The 19,094-nt window shown below is 54.6% G+C and carries 21 protein-coding genes; 14 read left to right on the top strand and 7 right to left on the bottom strand.

Annotated elements, in window-relative coordinates; genetic code table 11:
* Nucleotides 1-138 precede the first annotated feature (138 nt).
* The 4 genes from nsrR (at nucleotide 139) to MWH02_RS20615 (ending at nucleotide 5,604) form a co-directional block, all read left to right on the top strand.
* Complete coding sequence (nsrR, locus tag MWH02_RS20600; protein ID WP_008103609.1) at nucleotides 139-582, top strand: nitric oxide-sensing transcriptional repressor NsrR; 444 nt, start codon at nucleotides 139-141, stop codon at nucleotides 580-582.
* Between the two features lie 16 nt (nucleotides 583-598).
* Nucleotides 599-3,049 (top strand): ribonuclease R, encoded by a 2,451-nt coding sequence (rnr, locus tag MWH02_RS20605; RefSeq protein WP_271461339.1) that lies wholly within the window; start codon nucleotides 599-601, stop codon nucleotides 3,047-3,049.
* A 108-nt stretch (nucleotides 3,050-3,157) separates the two neighbouring features.
* Nucleotides 3,158-3,892, top strand: a complete 735-nt coding sequence (rlmB, locus tag MWH02_RS20610; protein ID WP_101762868.1) for a 23S rRNA (guanosine(2251)-2'-O)-methyltransferase RlmB — start codon at nucleotides 3,158-3,160, stop codon at nucleotides 3,890-3,892.
* Nucleotides 3,893-3,975: 83 nt separating this feature from the next.
* Nucleotides 3,976-5,604, top strand: a complete 1,629-nt coding sequence (locus tag MWH02_RS20615) for an isovaleryl-CoA dehydrogenase (protein ID WP_271461340.1) — start codon at nucleotides 3,976-3,978, stop codon at nucleotides 5,602-5,604.
* On the opposite strand, the gene bsmA is transcribed toward MWH02_RS20615, so the two are convergent.
* Complete coding sequence (bsmA, locus tag MWH02_RS20620) at nucleotides 5,578-5,904, bottom strand: biofilm peroxide resistance protein BsmA (RefSeq protein ID WP_271461341.1); 327 nt, start codon at nucleotides 5,902-5,904, stop codon at nucleotides 5,578-5,580. The genes MWH02_RS20615 and bsmA overlap by 27 nt on opposite strands.
* A 54-nt stretch (nucleotides 5,905-5,958) precedes the next feature.
* A complete protein-coding gene (locus MWH02_RS20625) occupies nucleotides 5,959-7,890 on the bottom strand; it encodes a methyl-accepting chemotaxis protein (protein ID WP_271461342.1) in 1,932 nt (643 codons plus the stop codon).
* A 158-nt stretch (nucleotides 7,891-8,048) separates the two neighbouring features.
* On the opposite strand from MWH02_RS20625, the gene yjfP reads away from it, so the two are divergent.
* Entirely contained in the window at nucleotides 8,049-8,798 is a 750-nt protein-coding gene (gene yjfP, locus MWH02_RS20630; RefSeq protein ID WP_271461343.1) for an esterase, read from the top strand.
* A 47-nt stretch (nucleotides 8,799-8,845) separates the two neighbouring features.
* Here the strand turns inward: yjfP and MWH02_RS20635 are convergent, their stop codons facing one another.
* On the bottom strand, nucleotides 8,846-9,055 hold the full coding sequence (locus MWH02_RS20635) for a hypothetical protein (RefSeq protein ID WP_101762873.1): 210 nt from the start codon (nucleotides 9,053-9,055) through the stop codon (nucleotides 8,846-8,848).
* Between the two features lie 387 nt (nucleotides 9,056-9,442).
* Here MWH02_RS20635 and rpsF point away from each other — a divergent pair, with 387 nt between their 5' ends.
* Genes rpsF through rplI form a run of 4 tightly spaced genes read left to right on the top strand, consistent with a single transcriptional unit; the run spans nucleotide 9,443 to nucleotide 10,883 of the window.
* The gene (gene rpsF, locus MWH02_RS20640; RefSeq protein ID WP_101762874.1) at nucleotides 9,443-9,838 is read left to right on the top strand and encodes a 30S ribosomal protein S6; all 396 of its coding nucleotides are present in this window, start codon (nucleotides 9,443-9,445) and stop codon (nucleotides 9,836-9,838) included.
* A gap of 6 nt (nucleotides 9,839-9,844) precedes the next feature.
* Nucleotides 9,845-10,162, top strand: coding sequence for a primosomal replication protein N (gene priB / locus MWH02_RS20645; protein WP_007892027.1), 318 nt, complete (start codon nucleotides 9,845-9,847; stop codon nucleotides 10,160-10,162).
* A 4-nt stretch (nucleotides 10,163-10,166) separates the two neighbouring features.
* Nucleotides 10,167-10,394: a 30S ribosomal protein S18 gene (gene rpsR / locus MWH02_RS20650; RefSeq protein WP_002210155.1), complete on the top strand. Its 228-nt coding sequence runs from the start codon at nucleotides 10,167-10,169 to the stop codon at nucleotides 10,392-10,394.
* A 39-nt stretch (nucleotides 10,395-10,433) separates the two neighbouring features.
* A complete protein-coding gene (rplI, locus tag MWH02_RS20655) occupies nucleotides 10,434-10,883 on the top strand; it encodes a 50S ribosomal protein L9 (protein WP_008103594.1) in 450 nt (149 codons plus the stop codon).
* A gap of 179 nt (nucleotides 10,884-11,062) precedes the next feature.
* Here the strand turns inward: rplI and MWH02_RS20660 are convergent, their stop codons facing one another.
* On the bottom strand, nucleotides 11,063-11,716 hold the full coding sequence (locus MWH02_RS20660) for a LysM-like peptidoglycan-binding domain-containing protein (RefSeq protein WP_271461344.1): 654 nt from the start codon (nucleotides 11,714-11,716) through the stop codon (nucleotides 11,063-11,065).
* 216 nt (nucleotides 11,717-11,932) lie between these two features.
* Between MWH02_RS20660 and bamJ the strand changes: the two genes are divergently transcribed.
* The 3 genes from bamJ to MWH02_RS20675 all read left to right on the top strand — a co-directional run bounded on the left by bamJ (nucleotide 11,933) and on the right by MWH02_RS20675 (nucleotide 13,236).
* Complete coding sequence (gene bamJ / locus MWH02_RS20665) at nucleotides 11,933-12,553, top strand: BamJ family beta-barrel-assembly machinery protein (RefSeq protein ID WP_008103590.1); 621 nt, start codon at nucleotides 11,933-11,935, stop codon at nucleotides 12,551-12,553.
* 128 nt (nucleotides 12,554-12,681) lie between these two features.
* Nucleotides 12,682-12,930 (top strand): type II toxin-antitoxin system Phd/YefM family antitoxin, encoded by a 249-nt coding sequence (locus MWH02_RS20670; RefSeq protein ID WP_271461345.1) that lies wholly within the window; start codon nucleotides 12,682-12,684, stop codon nucleotides 12,928-12,930.
* Entirely contained in the window at nucleotides 12,931-13,236 is a 306-nt protein-coding gene (locus MWH02_RS20675) for a type II toxin-antitoxin system RelE/ParE family toxin (RefSeq protein WP_271461346.1), read from the top strand. It abuts the gene before it with no gap.
* A 3-nt stretch (nucleotides 13,237-13,239) separates the two neighbouring features.
* Here the strand turns inward: MWH02_RS20675 and MWH02_RS20680 are convergent, their stop codons facing one another.
* Nucleotides 13,240-15,186, bottom strand: coding sequence for a bifunctional 2',3'-cyclic-nucleotide 2'-phosphodiesterase/3'-nucleotidase (locus tag MWH02_RS20680; RefSeq protein WP_271461347.1), 1,947 nt, complete (start codon nucleotides 15,184-15,186; stop codon nucleotides 13,240-13,242).
* Nucleotides 15,187-15,478: 292 nt separating this feature from the next.
* On the opposite strand from MWH02_RS20680, the gene cysQ reads away from it, so the two are divergent.
* The gene (gene cysQ / locus MWH02_RS20685; RefSeq protein WP_101762878.1) at nucleotides 15,479-16,225 is read left to right on the top strand and encodes a 3'(2'),5'-bisphosphate nucleotidase CysQ; all 747 of its coding nucleotides are present in this window, start codon (nucleotides 15,479-15,481) and stop codon (nucleotides 16,223-16,225) included.
* A 36-nt stretch (nucleotides 16,226-16,261) separates the two neighbouring features.
* On the opposite strand, the gene MWH02_RS20690 is transcribed toward cysQ, so the two are convergent.
* The gene (locus MWH02_RS20690; protein ID WP_101762879.1) at nucleotides 16,262-16,825 is read right to left on the bottom strand and encodes a YtfJ family protein; all 564 of its coding nucleotides are present in this window, start codon (nucleotides 16,823-16,825) and stop codon (nucleotides 16,262-16,264) included.
* Nucleotides 16,826-17,138: 313 nt separating this feature from the next.
* On the opposite strand from MWH02_RS20690, the gene MWH02_RS20695 reads away from it, so the two are divergent.
* The gene (locus MWH02_RS20695) at nucleotides 17,139-17,345 is read left to right on the top strand and encodes a DUF1107 domain-containing protein (RefSeq protein ID WP_007892150.1); all 207 of its coding nucleotides are present in this window, start codon (nucleotides 17,139-17,141) and stop codon (nucleotides 17,343-17,345) included.
* A 64-nt stretch (nucleotides 17,346-17,409) separates the two neighbouring features.
* Here MWH02_RS20695 and paeA read toward each other — a convergent pair whose 3' ends face one another.
* Nucleotides 17,410-18,759: a polyamine export protein PaeA gene (paeA, locus tag MWH02_RS20700; protein WP_110867426.1), complete on the bottom strand. Its 1,350-nt coding sequence runs from the start codon at nucleotides 18,757-18,759 to the stop codon at nucleotides 17,410-17,412.
* Between the last annotated feature and the right edge of the window lie 335 nt (nucleotides 18,760-19,094).

Genomic DNA, 19,094 nt, shown 5'->3' on the forward strand with positions numbered 1-19,094 from the left:
TCACTCTATTTTTTCTTGCAAATATCGATACTTGCCGGAAAAAAACGCACCGGCCACCACGCTCTGGTTTATCATCATATTTAAACATCACGCCGACCGGCGCATAACCATAACGTTCGATGATTCACTGAGGTATATGTGCAGCTAACAAGTTTTACCGATTATGGTCTGCGTGCCCTGATTTACATGGCGACGTTACCGGAAGGTAAGCAGACCAACATTACCGAAGTCACCGATACCTACGGGGTGTCGCGTAACCATATGGTTAAAATCATCAATCAACTTAGCCGGGCTGGCTTTGTCGCCGCAACACGCGGTAAAAACGGCGGAATTCGTTTAGGCATGGACCCGGAAAAAATCGTCATTGGCGATGTGGTGCGAAGAATGGAGCCATTGCAGCTCGTGAACTGCGACGAGTGTGTGATCACGCCAGCCTGTCGTTTGCGTAAAGCACTGCACGATGCGGTCCAGCTATTCCTCAAGGAACTGGACAAGTATACGCTGGCCGATTTGGTCAAAGATAACGATTCGCTGTACCAACTTTTATTGTCCGAACCGCCGGTGGCAATCCAAATTAAATGACATCGGAGGAACCGTAATGTCAAAAGATCCTTATCAGGATAGAGAAGCTGAAAAATACGAAAACCCAATTCCAAGCCGCGAATTTATTCTGGCACTGCTGGAAAAACGCGAAAAGCCGACCAGCCGCGATGACATCGCGCAGGAATTGAATATCACCAGCGAAGAGCAGCTGGAAGCGCTGCGTCGTCGTCTGCGCGCCATGGAGCGCGATGGCCAGCTGGTGTTTACTCGCCGTCAATGTTACGCCCTGCCAGAACGTCTTGATCTGCTTCGCGGTAAAGTGATTGGCCATCGCGATGGCTATGGCTTCCTGCGCGTAGACGGTCAGAAAGATGATTTCTATCTCTCTGCTGAGCAGATGAAATTCTGCCTGCACGGCGACGTGATTCTGGCGCAGCCAGGCAGCGCCGATCGTAAAGGTCGTCGTGAAGCGCGCGTGGTGCGCGTGCTTGAGCCACGTAACAGCCAGATCGTCGGCCGCTACTTTACCGATGCAGGCACCGGTTTTGTGGTGCCGGATGACAGCCGCCTGAGTTTCGACATCCTGATCCCGCAAGAAGAAACGCTTAACGCGCGTATGGGTTCAGTGGTGGTGGTTGAAATCACCCAACGTGCGACGCGTCGCACCAAAGCGCTCGGCAAAGTGACTGAACTGCTGGGCGACGATATGGGCACCAGCCTTGCGGTCGATATGGCGGTGCGCACCCATGAAATCCCGCACACATGGCCGGAAGAAGTTGAGAAGCAGATCGCTAAGCTGAAAGAAGAAGTACCGGAAGAGGCGAAGCTGGGACGTGTTGATTTACGTAAGTTGCCGCTGGTCACCATTGATGGTGAAGATGCGCGTGACTTTGATGATGCGGTTTTCTGCGAGAAGAAGCGCGGCGGCGGCTGGCGTTTATGGGTGGCCATTGCCGACGTCAGCTATTACGTGCGTCCGGGCACGCCGCTGGACGATGAAGCGCATCAGCGCGGCACCTCGGTCTATTTCCCGTCGCAGGTTATCCCGATGCTGCCGGAGATTCTCTCCAACGGCTTGTGCTCGCTGAATCCGCAGGTTGATCGTTTGTGCATGGTGTGTGAGATGACCATCTCCTCCAGCGGCAAACTTACCGGTTTCAAACACTATGAAGCGGTGATGAATTCCCATGCGCGACTGACCTACAACAAAGTGTGGAACATTCTGCAAGGTGATGCCGATCTGCGTGAACAATACGCGGCTCAGGTTCCTCATCTGCACGAGTTGCACAACATGTATCAGGTGCTGGAAACCGCGCGCGAGCAGCGTGGCGGCATTTCGTTTGAGACCGATGAACCCAAGTTCATCTTCAACGCCGAGCGTCGCATTGAGCGCGTTGAGCGCACCTCACGCAATGATGCGCATAAGCTGATTGAAGAGTGTATGATTCTCGCCAACATCGCCTCAGCGCGTTTTGTTGAGAAAAATGAAGAGCCTGCGCTGTTCCGCGATCACGATCGTCCAAGCGAAGACAGCATCAAAAGCTTCCGTACCGTATTGAACGAGCTGGGCTTAAGCCTGCCGGGTGGCACTAAGCCACACCCGACCGATTATGCCGCCTTGCTGAAGCAAGTGGCCGATCGGCCAGACGCAGAAATGCTGCAAACCATGCTGCTGCGTTCGATGAAACAGGCGGTTTACGATCCTGAAAACCGGGGTCACTTCGGCCTGGCGCTGGCGTCGTACGCGCACTTCACCTCGCCGATTCGCCGCTATCCGGATTTGCTGCTGCATCGCGCCATCAAATATCTGCTGGCAAAAGAGCGCGGCGAAGTGGATGGCATCACCACGCCGACCGGCGGCTATCACTACGACATGCAGCAGATGCTGCAGCTGGGCCAGCACTGTTCACTGACCGAGCGCCGTGCTGATGAAGCCACGCGCGATGTTGCCGATTGGCTGAAGTGTGACTTCATGCAGGATCAGGTTGGCAACGTGTTCAACGGCGTGATCTCCAGCGTGACCGGCTTTGGTTTCTTCGTACGTCTTAACGAACTGTTTATCGATGGTTTGGTGCACGTCTCCTCGCTGGATAACGACTATTATCGCTTCGATGCGGTGGGTCAGCGTCTGATTGGTGAATCCGGCGGCCGTACTTATCGTCTGGGCGATGCGGTGGAAGTGCGGGTTGAAGCCGTGCATATGGACGAGCGTAAAATCGACTTCGCGCTGATCTCCAGCAAGCGTGTACCGCGCGGCGAAGGCAAAACCGAACGTGAGCGTGAGAAACGCGGTGGCAAACCGCCAGCCAAGCGTCGTCGTGATGCCGGCAAGAAGGGCACTTTCGAACCTGATTCAGCGTTCCGCGGCGAAAAGAAAAAGCCTGCGGTTGCTGAAAAACCGGCTAAAACCGAGAAAAAAGGCAAAAAAGTCTCCGAGAAAACCCGTAAAATCGCCGCCGCCACCAAGTCTAAGCGCGCGTCGAAGAAGCAGCCTGACGAAGCCTGATAGTTTGGTCGCCTTGCAGGGCGACCTGACGAAACCGTTGTAGGGTGCGCGTTCCTGCGCACCTGAATCTCCGAATTCAACGATCTAAATCCAACCTTGAGCAAAGTAATGAGTGAAATAATTTTTGGTATTCATAGCGTGCAGGCGCTGCTGGAGCGTGATCCTCAGCGTTTTCAGGAAGTCTTTATCCTTAAAGGCCGCGACGATCGTCGCCTGCAGCCGCTGATCCTCGCACTGGAAGCTCAGGGAATCCCGGTGCAGGTGGCGAACCGTCAATGGCTCGATAGCCAGGTTGAAGGCGGCGTGCATCAGGGCATCGTGGCGCGCGTGAAGCCGGGCAAGCAGTATCAGGAAGGTGATTTACCGGATCTGCTGCAGAGCCTCGAGAAGCCGTTCCTGCTGGTGCTGGATGGCGTTACCGATCCGCACAACCTTGGTGCTTGCCTGCGCAGCGCGGATGCCGCGGGCGTGCATGCGGTCATCGTGCCAAAAGACCGTGCAGCACCGTTGAATGCCACCGCGAAGAAGGTGGCCAGCGGCGCAGCGGAAAACGTGCCGTTGATTCGCGTCACCAACCTGGCGCGCACCTTGCGCTTGCTGCAGGAATACCACGTCTGGGTGGTTGGCACCGCAGGCGAAGCCGATCACACCGTTTACCAAAGCAAAATGACCGGCCCAATGGCGCTGGTGATGGGCGCAGAAGGTGAAGGCATGCGTCGTTTAACGCGTGAGCATTGCGATGAGCTGATTAGCATCCCAATGGCAGGCAGCGTCTCGTCACTCAACGTGTCAGTTGCCACCGGCGTGTGCTTGTTCGAAGCCGTTCGTCAGCGTCAGGCGTGATCCCCGCCGCAAAAAATTTTCCAGGCCAGGCATAACTGCACATCCTCTTCATACTTGAAAAATGAGTATGAGGAGGACGTTATATGATTTGGACCACTCACACCGTATTCAATCAGCCCCATCCACTCAGCAACAGCAACCTGTTCACGCGTGATATCGCCCTGTGCGAGGCCGTTGCACGCGAAGGTGCCAGCTGGGATCGCGAATGGCTGGCTTCCGTCGGCCTGCAACTCGGCAGTGCCGAATCCCTTGAGTTAGGCCGCTTAGCTAACGTCGAAGCGCCGGAACTGCTGCGCTACAACGCGCGCGGCGAACGCCTTGACGAAGTGCGTTTTCATCCCGCCTGGCATCTGCTGATGCAGGGATTGTGCGCCAGCCGGCTACACAATCTCAGCTGGCAGCCCGACGTGCAGCCACAGGCGATGGTGGCGCGTGCCGCACGATTTATCCTGCATGCCCAAGTGGAAGCCGGCTCGCTCTGTCCGGTGACCATGACGCACGCCGCCATTCCGCTGCTGCAAAATCATCTGCCTGAACCCTACGCTGACTGGCGCGAAGCGCTGCTCAGCGATCGTTACGATGCGCATCATCTGCCTGGCAACAAGAAACGCGGTCTGTTGATTGGCATGGGCATGACGGAAAAACAGGGCGGCACCGATGTGTTGAGCAACACCACACGCGCCGAACCGCTCGGCGTGCGCGGGCCGGGCGAAGCGTATCGCATCACCGGCCATAAATGGTTTTTCTCGGTCCCGCAAAGCGATGCGCATCTGATTCTGGCGCAAACGTCACAGGGATTGAGTTGCTTCTTCCTGCCACGCTTGCTGCCGGACGGCACGCGCAACGCTATTCGCATCGAACGCCTTAAAGACAAGCTCGGCAATCGCTCCAACGCCAGCGCTGAAGTGGAATTTCAGGATGCTATCGGCTGGCTGATGGGTGAAGAGGGCGAAGGGGTGCGGCTGATCCTCAAAATGGGCGGCATGACGCGCTTCGACTGCGCGCTGGGCAGTCACGGACAGATGCGCCGTGCGCTGTCGATTGCCGTGCATCATGCGCAGCAGCGTCAGGTGATGGGCAAGAACCTTATCGATCAACCGTTGATGCGCGCGGTACTGGCGCAACAGGCGCTACAGCTGGAAGGGCAAACCGCACTGCTGCTGCGGCTGGCGCGCGCCTGGTCAACACCGGCCAGCGAACATGAGCGCTTATACGCACGTCTGTTCACACCCGCCGCCAAATTTGTGATCTGCCAGGCGGGCATGCCTTTTGTGGCAGAAGCGATGGAAGTGTTGGGCGGCATTGGCTATTGCGAAGAGAGCGAGCTGCCGCGTCTTTATCGTGAGATGCCAGTGAATAGTATCTGGGAAGGCGCCGGCAATGTGATGTGCCTGGATGTCATGCGGGTGCTCGGTCGTCACGCCGAGGTGATGACCATGCTGCACGATGAGTTTGAGGCGGTGAAGGGCAGTAATCGTCACTTTGATCGCCGCTGGCGGCAATTACGCTTGCAGCTCGCGAACCCGCGTGAAGGGCAGGCGCGAGAAATCACGCGCGAGTTACTGCAGCTGGCAAGTGCCGCGATTCTGCTGAAAGTGGCAGAGCCGCCGCTGGCCGATGGCTGGTGTCAGCAGCAGCTTGATCTGCGCGGCACACGGGCATTAAGCGACGATCTCTGCACGCGCTTACTGTTGCGCTGCAGCGCCGGTTGACGGCGCGCCATACAGAATGGCAGTGGCGTACCAGAAGCTGGGGATGGTGGTCTCATCCAGCATCAAAATTTGATAGTAAACCGCGCCCGCCTCATTGGCTTTCGCGGCAATAGCGCGCTGCGCATCATCAGGAGAGCCGCGTGTGGTGGTGGTAATAGTTCCGAGCTTCGGCAGGCCAATACTCTGCGCGCGTGAAATCTCCTGCGCGTGCTGCGTGGGCGGCGGCGGAGCTTGTGGCGTGGTGGTGAAAGCGGCGCAGCCGCTGAGCAGCAGCGTTAAGGCCAAATAGAGAGTACGCATAGCAACTCCTGAAGCAGGAAGATGGCTCAAGTGTAAGCCATCTTCCTGTGGCTTTTAGTCCTTCAGATGAAAAATGCTCACCAGCTGCGTCAGATGATGCCCTTTCTTACTCAGATGATTGGCGGTGGTTTCTGACTGGTTAATCATATCGCTGCTTTGATGCGTGGCCTGGCTGATGTGATTCATCGCCAGGTTCACCTGACCAATGCCCGCCGCCTGTTCCTGCGCGGCAATATTGATCTCACCCATCAGCGTTTTAACCTGCTCGATGTGATTGACGATATGGCTCATTGCATCGCGCGTCTGCTCAGATAACGTATGGCCGGCCGCCACTTTATCGATGGAGCTGGCAATCAACCCATCAATCTCTCTGGCTGCCGTAGCACTGCGCTGTGCCAGCGCGCGCACTTCCGCCGCGACCACCGCAAAGCCTTTACCGTGTTCACCGGCGCGAGCGGCTTCAACCGCGGCATTAAGCGCCAGAATGTTGGTCTGGAAGGCGATCGACTCAATCACATGGGTGATATCGGCGATGCTCTGCGACGCCACGCGAATCTCCGACATGGTTTCCACCGAACGTGCCACGGTGCTGCCGCCGTGATTCACGGTATTAGCCGCTTCACCGACCAGCGCCATCGCCTGCCGCACGTTGGCAGCGGTTTGTGCCACGGTGGCGCCAAACTGCTCCATGCTGGCCGAGGTTTCCTCCACGCTGCTGGCCTGACGGCCAATCTGCTCGCTGATGCTGGAGCTGCTGGCGGCGATGGTATCGGTGCCGCTGCTGATTTCCCGCGCCGCCGAACGTACCTGACTAACGACTTTCTCCAGTCCATCGCCAATGCCGTTGATCGCGCTGACCAGCTGACCAATCTCATCACGACGTGAAGAGTCGAGATGTGCCTGCAGATTACCAGCGGCGTACTGTTCTGCCAGATGGATCACCTGCTGCAGCGGACGCGTGATGGCGCGGCGGCTGTACCACATAAAGCCAATGGCAAACGCGATCACCAACGCCAGGCCAATCGCCATAAACAGGTTACGGCTGTGCGTGATTGGCGCCAGCAGGCTGGCACGGCTCACTTCACCGGCGATAATCCAGTTCCAGCCTGGCAACTGCTGCCACGCCAGCAGTCTGGTTTCGCCATCCAGTTCAACCGCCACTAATCCCTTCGGCTGGCTAAGCAATTGCTGCTGCGTGGCGTTATCCCAGCGCGGCAGTTTGCCTTCAGCGTGACGATCAAACAGATATTGGCCCTGGCTGCTGCCCGGCGTCCCATTCAACACCGAGAAGGTGCCGCTGTCACCAAGATGGCGCGCCAGCACTTTGTCACGCATCAGCGCGTACTGCGCGTCGATCTGTACCCCGACGAACAGAATAGCGATTACCGCGCCGCTGCTATCCTGCACCGGCTGATACTGCGTGATGTAACGATGGCCAAACAGCGTCGCCAGGCCGCGATAGACCGTGCCCTGATTGACGCTGCGCCAGGCGGCGCTGCTGCGATCCAGTTTGGTGCCCACCGCGCGGCTGCCATCCTCTTTTTTCAGCGAGGTGGCGATGCGGATGTAATCTTCGCCGTCACGCACGAAGATGGTGGATACCGCACCAGTACGATCGAGAAAATCATCTACCGCGATCTGATCGAGGTTGAGGGTTTTCAATCCCGCTCGCAGCGTTGGCGTGCTGAATTCACCTACCTGCACACGTTCGCTGTCGTCACGACTAAAACGTTTTGGCAGGAAGCTTTGGAACAGTTTGGTGTAATTTGCCACCTCTTCCGACAGCGTGGCGTTGAACATGGTGGCCATTTCATTAATGCCTTGCACCTGATTCTGCATATCATCGGTTGCCAGCTGCTCCAGCTGACGTGCCGCGTTATGGCTCAGGGTCAAGGTCAGCGTAAATAGCACAATTGCCACGCTCAAAGACGTCAATACAGACAGCTTGATTCCGAGACCCATGGCGCTGAGAGAAAGACGCTTCATAAAGTACCTTTTGAGATTATTGAAGGGGTACAAGATCAACGGCAAAGTGGGCTAAATGTTTAGGGCAGAAATTATTCAAACTTAATGTGAAGTGGCTCGCATTTTGTCAGGCAGCGCTTACACTGAGTCCAGTGATAATCATTCTCAATGGAGGCGGTATGATTGAGTTGGCAACGGAGCATCTGGCAGGCATTGAATGTATTCATGCATCACCGGCCGGGCAGCGCCAGGCGCGCTTGCCGACGGTGTTGTTCTATCACGGTTTTACCTCATCGAAAGAGGTTTACAGCTACTTTGCCGTGGCGCTGGCGCAGGCCGGTTTCCGCGTGATTATGCCCGATGCGGACATGCACGGCGCACGTTACAACGGTGATACCGACGCGAGGATGACCCACTTCTGGGAGATCCTTAAACAGAACATCGATGAAGTGCCGTTGCTGGAAAAGGCGCTGCGCGATAACGACTGGATTGCGGATGAGCGTTTTGCCGTGGCGGGCGCCTCGATGGGCGGCATGACCGCGCTGGGCGCGATGGCACGCTATCCGCAGATTCACAGCGTGGCGTGTTTGATGGGTTCCGGCTATTTCATGCAGCTGAGTCATACGCTGTTTCCGCCGCTGGTGGCGCGCACGCCAGAGCAGAAAGCGGCTTTTGCCGCGCGTTTAGCACCGCTGGCGCCTTACGATCCCAGCGAACAGCTGGAGAAACTGGCGAATCGACCTTTACTGTTGTGGCACGGCGAAGCGGATGAAGTGGTGCCCTTTGCTGAAACGGCGCGTTTGCAGAAAGCCTTAGGCGAGGCAGAACTCGATCACCAGATGACCGCGCTATCTGAAAAGAACATCGGCCATAAAATCACGCCTGCGGCCCTGACGGCGCTGGTCAGTTTCTTTAAACATCATTTATAAAAAATGCGGGTTGGCGTGATTGGCGCCAGCCCGTTTAGGTTGCCGGACTAAAGTTGTGATGACAACCGTTCGGCGGCGCTGGTATTGGCACTGACTGGGTTACTGCTTGCAGGCGCATCCAGCCGATTGACGTAGACATAGCCTGATGCCGCGTTGCTGCTGTGACTTCTCATCTGCTGCGCGAAGTCAGCGGAGCTGGCAAGAGCGGGTGTAGACAGGAAGAGACCCAGTAAAGTGGCGAAAATGATCGTTTTCATTATCGACTCCTCACTCCAGGGATTGCACTCTCAGACGCGGCGAAAAGCGGAATTCGTTGCGCCTGTAAACAGTGTAGTTCTTAACCAATTTGCCGCCAGATCGTCCCTTTGAACGCCTTCTTCAGAGAATTTGATAAAACCTTCTCTAACTGACTGATGCATTTCACTTAGCACGAAAAGCCGCATCAGCTGGCACGATAGTCGCCATTTGATGAATTGTGCGCTTGAGTTTCCGCAAGGACGCCAGTATGATTACGCGTCAATTTTTTCAGCTGCATTCAGAGGTGTGTTTCATTTTTTAAATGATTCGCAACCTATAACGTTCCTTGCTTCCGTGGGCCGCAGCTGACCCTGACAGGAGGCTGAATAATCCGTAAGGAGCTATCGATGCGTCATTACGAAATCGTATTTATGGTCCACCCTGACCAGAGCGAACAGGTTCCAGGTATGATCGAGCGTTACACTGGTGCTATCACCGGTGCACAGGGCACGATTCACCGTCTGGAAGACTGGGGCCGCCGTCAGCTGGCTTACCCAATCAACAAACTGCACAAAGCTCACTATGTTCTGATGAACGTAGAAGCGCCGCAGGAAGTGATTGACGAGCTGGAAACTAACTTCCGCTTCAACGACGCCGTTATCCGCAGCATGGTTATGCGCGTTAAGCACGCGGTAACTGAAGCATCTCCGATGGTTAAAGCTAAAGACGAGCGTCGTGATCGCCGCGAAGACTTTGCTAACGAATCGGCTGATGACTCAGATGCTGGGGATTCTGAAGAGTAATCCGACATGACGGCAAATCGGCTGCGCCTGTCTGGCACTGTGTGCAAGACGCCGGTTCGAAAAGTCAGTCCGTCAGGGATTCCTCATTGCCAGTTCGTGCTTGAGCATCGTTCTGTGCAAGAGGAAGCCGGTTTCCACCGGCAAGCCTGGTGTCAAATGCCGGTGATTATCAGCGGCAGCACCCATCAGGTGATTACTCAACATATAACGGTCGGCACGCAACTCACTCTCGAAGGCTTTATTAGCTGCCATCAGGCACGCAATGGTCAGAGCAGAATGGTGTTACATGCCGAGCAGATTGATTTGATAGATTCTGGAGACTAGCCAAATGGCACGTTATTTCCGTCGTCGCAAGTTCTGCCGTTTCACCGCGGAAGGCGTTGTAGAGATTGATTACAAAGATATCGCTACACTGAAAAACTACATTACCGAAAGCGGTAAAATTGTCCCGAGCCGTATTACCGGTACTCGTGCAAAATACCAGCGCCAGCTCGCTCGTTGCATCAAGCGCGCTCGCTACCTGTCCCTGCTTCCGTACACTGATCGTCATCAGTAATCGGTAGTTGTCCATTAACGACTTTAAGAGGATAAGGTAATGCAAGTTATTCTGCTTGATAAAGTAGCAAACCTGGGCAGCCTGGGTGATCAGGTTAACGTTAAAGCGGGCTACGCTCGTAACTTCCTGGTTCCACAGGGTAAAGCTGTTCCTGCTACCAAGAAAAACGTTGAGTTCTTCGAAACACGTCGCGCTGAACTGGAAGCCAAACTGGCTGACGTTCTGGCTGCTGCTAACGCACGTGCAGAGAAAATCAACGCACTGGGCAACGTAACCATCGCGTCTAAATCAGGCGACGCTGGTAAGCTGTTCGGTTCCATCGGTACCCGTGACATCGCTGATGCAGTAACTGCAGCTGGCGTTGAAGTGGCTAAAAGCGAAGTTCGTCTTCCAGAAGGCGTACTGCGCACCACCGGTGAGCACGAAGTTGACTTCCAGATCCATAGCGAAGTCTTCGCTAAACTGGTTGTGAATGTAGTTGCTGAGTAATTGTTACTCTAAATAATTCAAGGTGCAGGAAGGCGGCAAGGGAATGAATCCCCTGAGCTTACTTCGGTAAGTGACAGGGGTGAATGAGCGTAGCCAACGCATCTGTAACTTGGATTATGACGAGTATACTCGGTAATGCGAAAACGCCGGCCATGTGCCGGCGTTTTTGTTTCTGCGTTTTACTGAGCGCGGATAAAGCTGCCATCCGGCTGGCGCGTAAACAGCACCGGACCGTTACTGCCATCCACCGTTAAACCGGTTACTACGCCTTGCGCGTTCTGACGAATCTTCACCTGCTGACCATTTTGTAACGCACTCAGCGGCTGCCCATCACCTTCGACTCGCGCCATGGCAAACACATCATTCACCGGTAAATTATTGTCGCGGAACAGCTGCGCCAGCGTCTGGCCTGATGCCACATTATAGGTGCGCCACTCGCCCTGCGAATCAGTTTTCGCCGGCGTGTTCTGCTGTTGATTATTATCGTAAATCTCCGCCTGCATCGGCACTTCTTTAGCGCCAGTGTCCGCCGGACGCTCAACCGGATATTGCGGCGTGCTGCTCGGCCAGAGAAACGCCAGCAGCACCACCAGCAGGGCAATGACGATGCCGCGACGATGCAAAGCGGGTAGCGGATCCATCCAGCGCACATCATCCAGCAAATGCCAGACGCGCTGTAGTGCGGCGGGAACGCGGGAAGGGTGATCGGAAGCCATTCGTGAATCCTCCTCGCTGGCGGCCTGGCGCGGAATGCGTGGCAGCCAACGTTGCAACCAAGGTAATAAAGTACGCGGTGCGCGCGTCCTGCGACGTCGTGGGGCGATCTGGCCCATGTATTCTCTCTTGTTCCGACGGTGGCGGGTGAAAACCTCGCCACAGCTATAGTATGAGCAATGCTGACAGGAAGTGCCTGGCAGCATTGAAAAATTTGACCGCTGTATTGTTTCCGTTTCGCCGGGAAATGTCATCTGCGGCGCGTGAGATTTTACGCCAGCCGCCCGCGCTGGTATGCTGCCGGTTCTATTTTTCTCCGGGATTAAGGAATCAAGATGACGACCCCTTCATTCGACAGCGTCGAATCACAAGCAAGTTACGGTATCGGTTTACAGGTAGGCCAGCAGCTGCAAGAGTCTGGACTGCAGGGTCTGCAGCCAGAAGCACTGCTCGCCGGCCTGCGCGACGCGCTGGAAGGGAACTCACCGGCCGTCCCGGTTGACGTGGTACATCGCGCACTGCGTGAAGTGCACGAGCGCGCTGAAGGCGTGCGTCGTGAGCGTGTAGAAGCGATGGCGGCTGAAGGTCAGACTTTCCTTGAGCAGAACGCACAACGCGAAGGCGTAAGCAGCACCGAAACCGGTCTGCAGTTCAGCGTCATCACGCAGGGCGAAGGTCCAATTCCTTCACGTCAGGATCGTGTGCGCGTGCATTACACCGGCAAACTGATCGATGGCACGGTATTCGACAGCTCAGTCGCGCGTGGCGAACCCGCAGAATTCCCGGTTAGCGGCGTAATCGCCGGCTGGATCGAAGCGCTGACGCTGATGCCAGTCGGTTCCAAGTGGGAACTGGCGATTCCACACAACCTCGCTTACGGCGAGCGCGGTGCTGGCGCCTCCATCCCGCCATTCAGCACCCTGATCTTCGAAGTTGAACTGCTGGAAATTCTGTAAGTCGCCAAGTTGATTCTCAAAACCGGCACACGATCGTGCCGGTTTTTTTATATCTGTAGAACAAGCTGGTTTTAAATTAATCAGCGCATATAATGTGCGAATCGAACGATTCACACGAAAGGTGCGGTATGTATTCACTTTCCGCCAACGAAGCCAAAACCCAATTTGGCGATATGCTGCTGAAAGCGCAGCGTGAGCCGGTCCAGATTAGCCGTAACGGAAAGCCGGTAGCAGTGGTCATCTCCGCTGAGGAGTATCAGGCGATAGAGGCCATGAAGCAGCAATTTTTGCAGGAAAAAATTGCCCGAGCCAGAAATGATATTGCCAACGGACAACTGACCGATGGTGAAACCTTTTTCGACCAACTGCTGGATTAAATGGCTAATTATCAGCTTACGGATGAAGCGCGACAGGATCTTGTCGATATTCGCCGGTTCACTATGCAGAACTGGGGTGATGCGCAATCAAAAATCTATTTAAGGCGTTTGCAGGAGACGTTAGGCACGCTGGCAGAAATGCCGGCATTGGGAAAAAGCAGAGCGCTGGATGTTGCAGAAGGTGTGCTCAGCTTTCCCTATGTTAGCCACATGGTTTATTACCAGCCAGGCCAGAAAGGCATTATTATTTTGGCGGTATTACATCAGAGCAGGGTGCCAGCTACGCATCTGGCAACCCGCTTATAACAACTATTTCTTCTGCAAATCCACCTGCCACAACGCAAAACCTATCTCATCGCTGCCCACCGCTTTCATCGGGTAATCGGCGTGCTGCTCGATAAACTTCGTTGCTTTCGCGCCAGGCGCGGTCTCAAAACGGATATCCAGCGGCGTGCTGCTGTTAATCGGCGCTAAACGCCAGTTGTGATCGGCCTGCGGTTTCACTTCGCCATGCGCTTTGGTTTCGCTGCTGATATAAGCGGCAACCACCGAGCGATTCTCATCCGGCGACGCGAAGGCGACATACTTATCGCCGGTGCCGGCAAACTTGCCGCCATAAGCGCGATAGTTATTGGTGGCGACCAGGAAACTGGCCTGAGGATCAATAGGTTTGCCTTGCCAGCTGAGATCCTTAATGCGCGAAGCCCCCTTGTTAATCAGCGAGCACTCTGCGTCATAGCGCGCCGGCTGCGTGACATCGATTTGATACTGCACGCCATCGATCACATCGAAGTTATAGGTACGGAAATCCCAGTTAATCAGCGCTTGCGGTTTGCTGCTGTGCGGATCGATTTGATTAAACTGCGCGGCTGAACACTCCAGCCACTCTTTCACCTGTGCACCGCTGACTTTCATCACCACCAGCGTATTGGGATAGAGATAGAGATCGGCGGCGTTACGGAAAGTGAGGTTACCCTTCTCTACTTCGACATAGCTGGCGGGATCGTTTTTGCGGCCGCCAGCTTTAAACGGCGCGGCGGCGGAGAGCACCGGCAAGCGGCCAAGATCAGGATCGCCCTGAATAAAGTGCTCGACGTAAGCGCGCTGCGCGTTGTTAACGATCTGCACCGTGGGATCGTCCTGCACCAGCGACAAGTAGCTGTACATCACGTCGGCGGATTTACCGATCGGTTTGGCAACAAAATCGCGCGTGGCGCGGTGATCCTGCTCCAGCACTTTCACCAGATCGGCATCTTCGGCAGCCAGCGATTTTTTCGCCGCGCTGTCATAAATTGGACGTGCCTCGGCTTTGCCCTGCGCAACCTGCCATTTGCCGCCCTCGTTATTCAGCACCAGATCGACCACACCCAGATGATCGCCCCACATACCGGGCATCACCGCCGGAATACCGTTAAGTGTGCCCTGGGCGATATCAGCGCCTTTAATTGCCGCAAACTCTTTGCTCGGGAACACCGCGTGAGCGTGACCGAACATGATGGCGTTGATGCCAGCAACCTGGCTGAGGTAATAGACCGAATTTTCGGCCATGGCATGATAGGGTTCACTGCTCAAACCGGAGTGCGGAATAGCGATGATTATTTCAGCACCTTTTGCGCGCATTTCCGGCACATAGCGCTTCGCTGTTTCAGTGATGTCATCAACCCGCACTTTTCCCTGCAGATTGTTGCGATCCCAAACCATAATCTGCGGGGGAACGAAGCCGATGTAACCAATTTTCAGCGTATGCGGCTTACCGTCACGGTCTGTAACGGTGGTTTCCTTGATTAAGTAGGGCGTAAACAGCGGTTTTCCGCTCTTTTCATCGATAATGTTGGCGTTGACGTAAGGGAAACGCGCGCCGGCCAGCGCTTTTTGCAGATAAGGTAAACCGTAATTGAACTCATGATTACCGAGATTTCCGACCGCGTAATCCAGCGTATTCATCACCTTATATACCGGATGAACTTCGCCCGGTTTTAGCCCTCTCGCCGCCATGTAATCGCCCAGCGGACTGCCCTGAATGATATCGCCGTTATCGACCAGCACGCTGTTCTTCGCTTGCGCGCGGGCCTGCTGAATTAAGGTGGCGGTGCGTACCAGGCCAAATTTCTCCGTCGGCGTATCTTTGTAATAATCGAAATCCATCATATTGCTGTGCAGATCGGTGGTTTCCAGAATGCGCAGATCCACCGTAGCAGCCTGTACCGTGGCGGCAGTTATACAGAGTGCCAATAACGACATGCTCGCTTTGAACATCGCTTGCTCCTTGTTCGGTCCAATGGGCCTCTCAAAATAATGTAAAACCATGACGAATTATCATTTCAATTTGTGATGAAGCTCGGACTTTCATCCAATATCTCCCGCCGGGCCGCGCTAAAAGCGCATTCAGCATCCCGCCATAGCCGCCGACGATGAACTATGGTATTGATATTCAAATAGATTGCTGTAGCAGACAGCACAGTCGCAGGCTGTTGAATGACAACTGCTAAAATAAGGACAGATTGGCAGTTGGTGTCTGACAGCAGAATCAGCGGAAAAGAGGTAAAGAATGTTAGATAAAATTTGTCAGCTGGCGCGTGATGCGGGCGATGCCATTATGCAGGTATATAACGGCGCAGAGCCGGTTGACGTGACCCGTAAGTCGGATGATTCTCCGGTCACCGCGGCCGATCTCGCGGCGCATCGCGTGATTGTGCAAGGTCTGACGGCGCTTTCGCCGGGGGTGCCGGTGCTATCTGAAGAGGATCCCCCGAGCTGGGACGTGCGTCAGCACTGGCAGAAATACTGGCTGGTCGATCCGCTGGATGGTACCAAAGAGTTCATCAAGCGCAACGGCGAGTTTACGGTCAACATTGCGCTGATCGAAAATGGCAAACCGGTATTGGGCGTGGTGTATGCGCCCGTGCTAGGCGTGATGTACTCGGCGGCTGAAGGTAAAGCCTGGAAGGAAGAGAACGGCCAGCAGACGCAGATTCATGCGCGTGAAGCGCGTCCACCGTTAGTGGTGGTTAGCCGTTCGCATTTTGAGAGCGATACCGAGTTGCAGGAGTATTTGCACCAGCTCGGCGAGCATCAAACCACCGCGATTGGTTCATCGCTGAAGTTCTGTCTGGTAGCTGAAGGCAGCGCGCAACTCTATCCGCGCTTCGGGCCCACTAACATCTGGGATACCGGCGCAGGCCATGCGGTGGCGATTGCCGCCGGTGCGCATGTCCACGATTGGCAGGGCAAAACCCTCGATTACACCCCACGCGAATCGTTCCTCAATCCCGGTTTCCGCGTTTCGCTGTTTTAAAGATTTTATCGGGTCGCCATTGACGGCGACCACCACTTACTTCTGCAACAACTCATGAATTAACTTCATCGCCTGCTGCACTTCGTCCTGCGTCAGCGGACCATCTTTGACGTAGCGCACATGTGCGGTGTTATCCAGCACCACAATCGCGGATCCGCCTTTCTCCAACTGCCAGGCCTGACGCGCGCTGCCGTTGCTATCGACGATAAACTGCGACCATGGAAACTGCTGCTTGTTGCTCTCAAGGCTGCTGCGCACGAACATGCCGGTGCCCGGAATCGCATCGTCGGTATTGACGATAGTGGTGGTTTGATAACGATCGTGCGGCAGATGCGCAGCTTTGATGGCTTCAATTAACGCCGCATTCTGCTCTTTAGCAGAAGAGCGCCCGGCAATATGCAGGATAACGCGAACTTTTCCGCTTAGCTGCGCGCTATTCCAGGATTTGTAGCTAAACTTATCTTCATCTTGTTGATAAACCAGCTCTCCTTTGTCGTTAACGCCAACGGCTGGCACGCGTTCACCCAGTTTGAAGGCATGTGCCGCAGCCAGGCCCGGCAGCAAGAGTGCCAGTGCTATCACAGTGTGTCTCAAACGCATTTATTACTCTCCTTGGTGATCCGACCAGTTGTTCATGTTCCTGCAATATTAGGCGTGGATGATGCGTCTGTCGCAATGAGTTAACAGGTTTGCAACCTATGCCACAATTCCATAATGAGTGAAGGTTTATACTGGGTTTAGTGAGGCTGATAACAGAGTATTCTGTAATGATGTGTCAATTCAGTAAATAATTCACCTTTTCGGAACACGGCTAAGAAAGGATGCTCTATAGTTATGCCTCATTTGCGCTTCACGGGTTCGTACCAAATTTGGTGACGACGGAGCGTATTAAACATTTTAGGAGTTAAACAGCATGAAGATCTTCCAGCGCTATAATCCGCTGCAAATTGCGAAATATGTCAAAACGCTATTTAGAGGAAGGTTGTACATCAAGGACGTGGGCGCGTTCGAGTTTGATAAGGGCAAAGTGATGTTGCCGCGTGTCAAAGATAAACAGCATCTCAGCGTGATGTCAGAAATCAATCGCCAGGTGCTGCGGCTGCAAGCCGAGTACAACTAAGCAAGCATAAGAAAGGGCGCCGATGGCGCCCTCAGTTTTTAGTGCGGTTGTTGGCTTGTCGCCATCAATCGCGATCCTGCGACGACTCAGATTCATCCACCGTATTTTTGTTCACATTCAGCACCGGCGGGCGTTCATCAATACGCGTAACCAGCAGTTGGTCGATACGGTAGCTATCAATATCCACCACTTCAAACTTGTAGCCGGAAAACTTCACAAAGTCGGTACGCTTCGGAATCTTGCGCAGCATGTACATCATGAAGCCGCCGATGGTTTCATAATTGCCAGACTGCGGGAAATCATCGATATCCAGCACGCGCATCACGTCATCAATTGGCGTGCCGCCTTCGACCAGCCATGAGTTCTCATCGCGCGCGACAATCTGCTCTTCCTGACCTTGACCCACCAAATCGCCCATCAACGTGGTCATCACATCATTCAGCGTAATGATGCCCACCACCAGTGCGTATTCGTTCATGATCACCGCGAAGTCTTCACCAGCGGTTTTGAAGCTTTCCAACGCTTCAGAAAGCGTCAGCGTATCCGGCACAATCAGCGCTGAACGAATCTGTACGCCGCTGTTCAGCGTCAGGCTTTGATTGCCGAGTACACGCAGCAGCAGCTCTTTGGAATCGACATAGCCGACGATGTGGTCGATATCGCCATCGCAGACGATGAATTTCGAGTGCGGATGCTGGGCGATTTTGGTTTTCAGCGTGGTTTCATCTTCGTGCAAATCGAACCACACCACGTTCTCGCGCGAGGTCATTGATGACGGCACGGTACGCGATTCCAGCTCAAACACGTTCTCAATCAGCTCATGTTCCTGCTTACGCAGCACACCCGCCAGCGCACCGGCTTCCACCACCGCATAGATATCGTCGGAGGTGATGTCGTCTTTACGCACCATCGGCAGTTTGAACAGACGGAAGAAGACGTTCGCCAGGCCGTTGAACAGCCACACCAGCGGACGCAGCACCACCAGGCAGAAGCGCATCGGGTTGATAATGCGCAGCGCTACGGCTTCCGGTGCAATCATGCCGACGCGTTTTGGCGTCAGGTCAGCAAACAGAATGAACAGGCTGGTCACGATGGTGAAGGAGCAGATAAAACTGAGCTGTTCAGCCAATTCGGGTGCCATGATGCGGCTGAATAAGCTATTAAAGGCGGGCGAAAACGCCGCATCGCCGACGATACCGCCGAGGATCGCCACGGCATTCAGGCCAATCTGCACTACGGTGAAGAACATGCCAGGTTGTTCCTGCATCTTCAGCACGCGCTGGGCATTGATATTGCCTTCGTCAGCCAGCAGCTTCAGTTTGATCTTACGGGCGGCGGCCAGCGAGATCTCCGAAAGGGAGAAAAATGAACTGATGACGATCAGTAAAAGAATGACAAGCAAGCTATCGAGCATAAAAGGTCCGTTGGGTTAATCACTTGTCATTTTTGGCCTGGGCAGCGCGGGAATGGGCGTACGTCCGGTACTTGCCAGTCAAACAGGCTATCCGTGCCAAAAATGTCTGCGCCATTTCGACAAGATAAGGTTAACGTCGGGGCAGAAAGGGTGCAGGCGAGGCCTGCTGGTCGCTGATTATAGCAGCAGCGCTTATCATGCCGCTATAGGCGCGCATCAGGGGGTCGGATTAATCTGAGTGAGCGTCATTCGCGAGCTTAAGAATCGCCTTGGTTGTTGTATCGTTTAGCACATTTACCCACAATAGGTCACAATTTGGCTTAGTCGCTGAATTT

Source organism: Pantoea leporis (genome assembly GCF_028048155.1).
Lineage (GTDB): Bacteria > Pseudomonadota > Gammaproteobacteria > Enterobacterales > Enterobacteriaceae > Pantoea > Pantoea leporis.

What these genes read in the sequence shown, in the direction of transcription:
- rnr (WP_271461339.1), top strand. Translation starts at nt 599, where the DNA reads ATGTCAAAAGATCCTTATCAGGATAGAGAAGCTGAAAAATACGAAAAC.
- rlmB (WP_101762868.1), top strand. Translation starts at nt 3,158, where the DNA reads ATGAGTGAAATAATTTTTGGTATTCATAGCGTGCAGGCGCTGCTGGAG.
- MWH02_RS20615 (WP_271461340.1), top strand. Translation starts at nt 3,976, where the DNA reads ATGATTTGGACCACTCACACCGTATTCAATCAGCCCCATCCACTCAGC.
- bsmA (WP_271461341.1), bottom strand. Translation starts at nt 5,904, where the DNA reads ATGCGTACTCTCTATTTGGCCTTAACGCTGCTGCTCAGCGGCTGCGCC.
- MWH02_RS20625 (WP_271461342.1), bottom strand. Translation starts at nt 7,890, where the DNA reads ATGAAGCGTCTTTCTCTCAGCGCCATGGGTCTCGGAATCAAGCTGTCT.
- yjfP (WP_271461343.1), top strand. Translation starts at nt 8,049, where the DNA reads ATGATTGAGTTGGCAACGGAGCATCTGGCAGGCATTGAATGTATTCAT.
- MWH02_RS20635 (WP_101762873.1), bottom strand. Translation starts at nt 9,055, where the DNA reads ATGAAAACGATCATTTTCGCCACTTTACTGGGTCTCTTCCTGTCTACA.
- rpsF (WP_101762874.1), top strand. Translation starts at nt 9,443, where the DNA reads ATGCGTCATTACGAAATCGTATTTATGGTCCACCCTGACCAGAGCGAA.
- priB (WP_007892027.1), top strand. Translation starts at nt 9,845, where the DNA reads ATGACGGCAAATCGGCTGCGCCTGTCTGGCACTGTGTGCAAGACGCCG.
- rpsR (WP_002210155.1), top strand. Translation starts at nt 10,167, where the DNA reads ATGGCACGTTATTTCCGTCGTCGCAAGTTCTGCCGTTTCACCGCGGAA.
- rplI (WP_008103594.1), top strand. Translation starts at nt 10,434, where the DNA reads ATGCAAGTTATTCTGCTTGATAAAGTAGCAAACCTGGGCAGCCTGGGT.
- MWH02_RS20660 (WP_271461344.1), bottom strand. Translation starts at nt 11,716, where the DNA reads ATGGGCCAGATCGCCCCACGACGTCGCAGGACGCGCGCACCGCGTACT.
- bamJ (WP_008103590.1), top strand. Translation starts at nt 11,933, where the DNA reads ATGACGACCCCTTCATTCGACAGCGTCGAATCACAAGCAAGTTACGGT.
- MWH02_RS20670 (WP_271461345.1), top strand. Translation starts at nt 12,682, where the DNA reads ATGTATTCACTTTCCGCCAACGAAGCCAAAACCCAATTTGGCGATATG.
- MWH02_RS20675 (WP_271461346.1), top strand. Translation starts at nt 12,931, where the DNA reads ATGGCTAATTATCAGCTTACGGATGAAGCGCGACAGGATCTTGTCGAT.
- MWH02_RS20680 (WP_271461347.1), bottom strand. Translation starts at nt 15,186, where the DNA reads ATGTTCAAAGCGAGCATGTCGTTATTGGCACTCTGTATAACTGCCGCC.
- cysQ (WP_101762878.1), top strand. Translation starts at nt 15,479, where the DNA reads ATGTTAGATAAAATTTGTCAGCTGGCGCGTGATGCGGGCGATGCCATT.
- MWH02_RS20690 (WP_101762879.1), bottom strand. Translation starts at nt 16,825, where the DNA reads ATGCGTTTGAGACACACTGTGATAGCACTGGCACTCTTGCTGCCGGGC.
- MWH02_RS20695 (WP_007892150.1), top strand. Translation starts at nt 17,139, where the DNA reads ATGAAGATCTTCCAGCGCTATAATCCGCTGCAAATTGCGAAATATGTC.
- paeA (WP_110867426.1), bottom strand. Translation starts at nt 18,759, where the DNA reads ATGCTCGATAGCTTGCTTGTCATTCTTTTACTGATCGTCATCAGTTCA.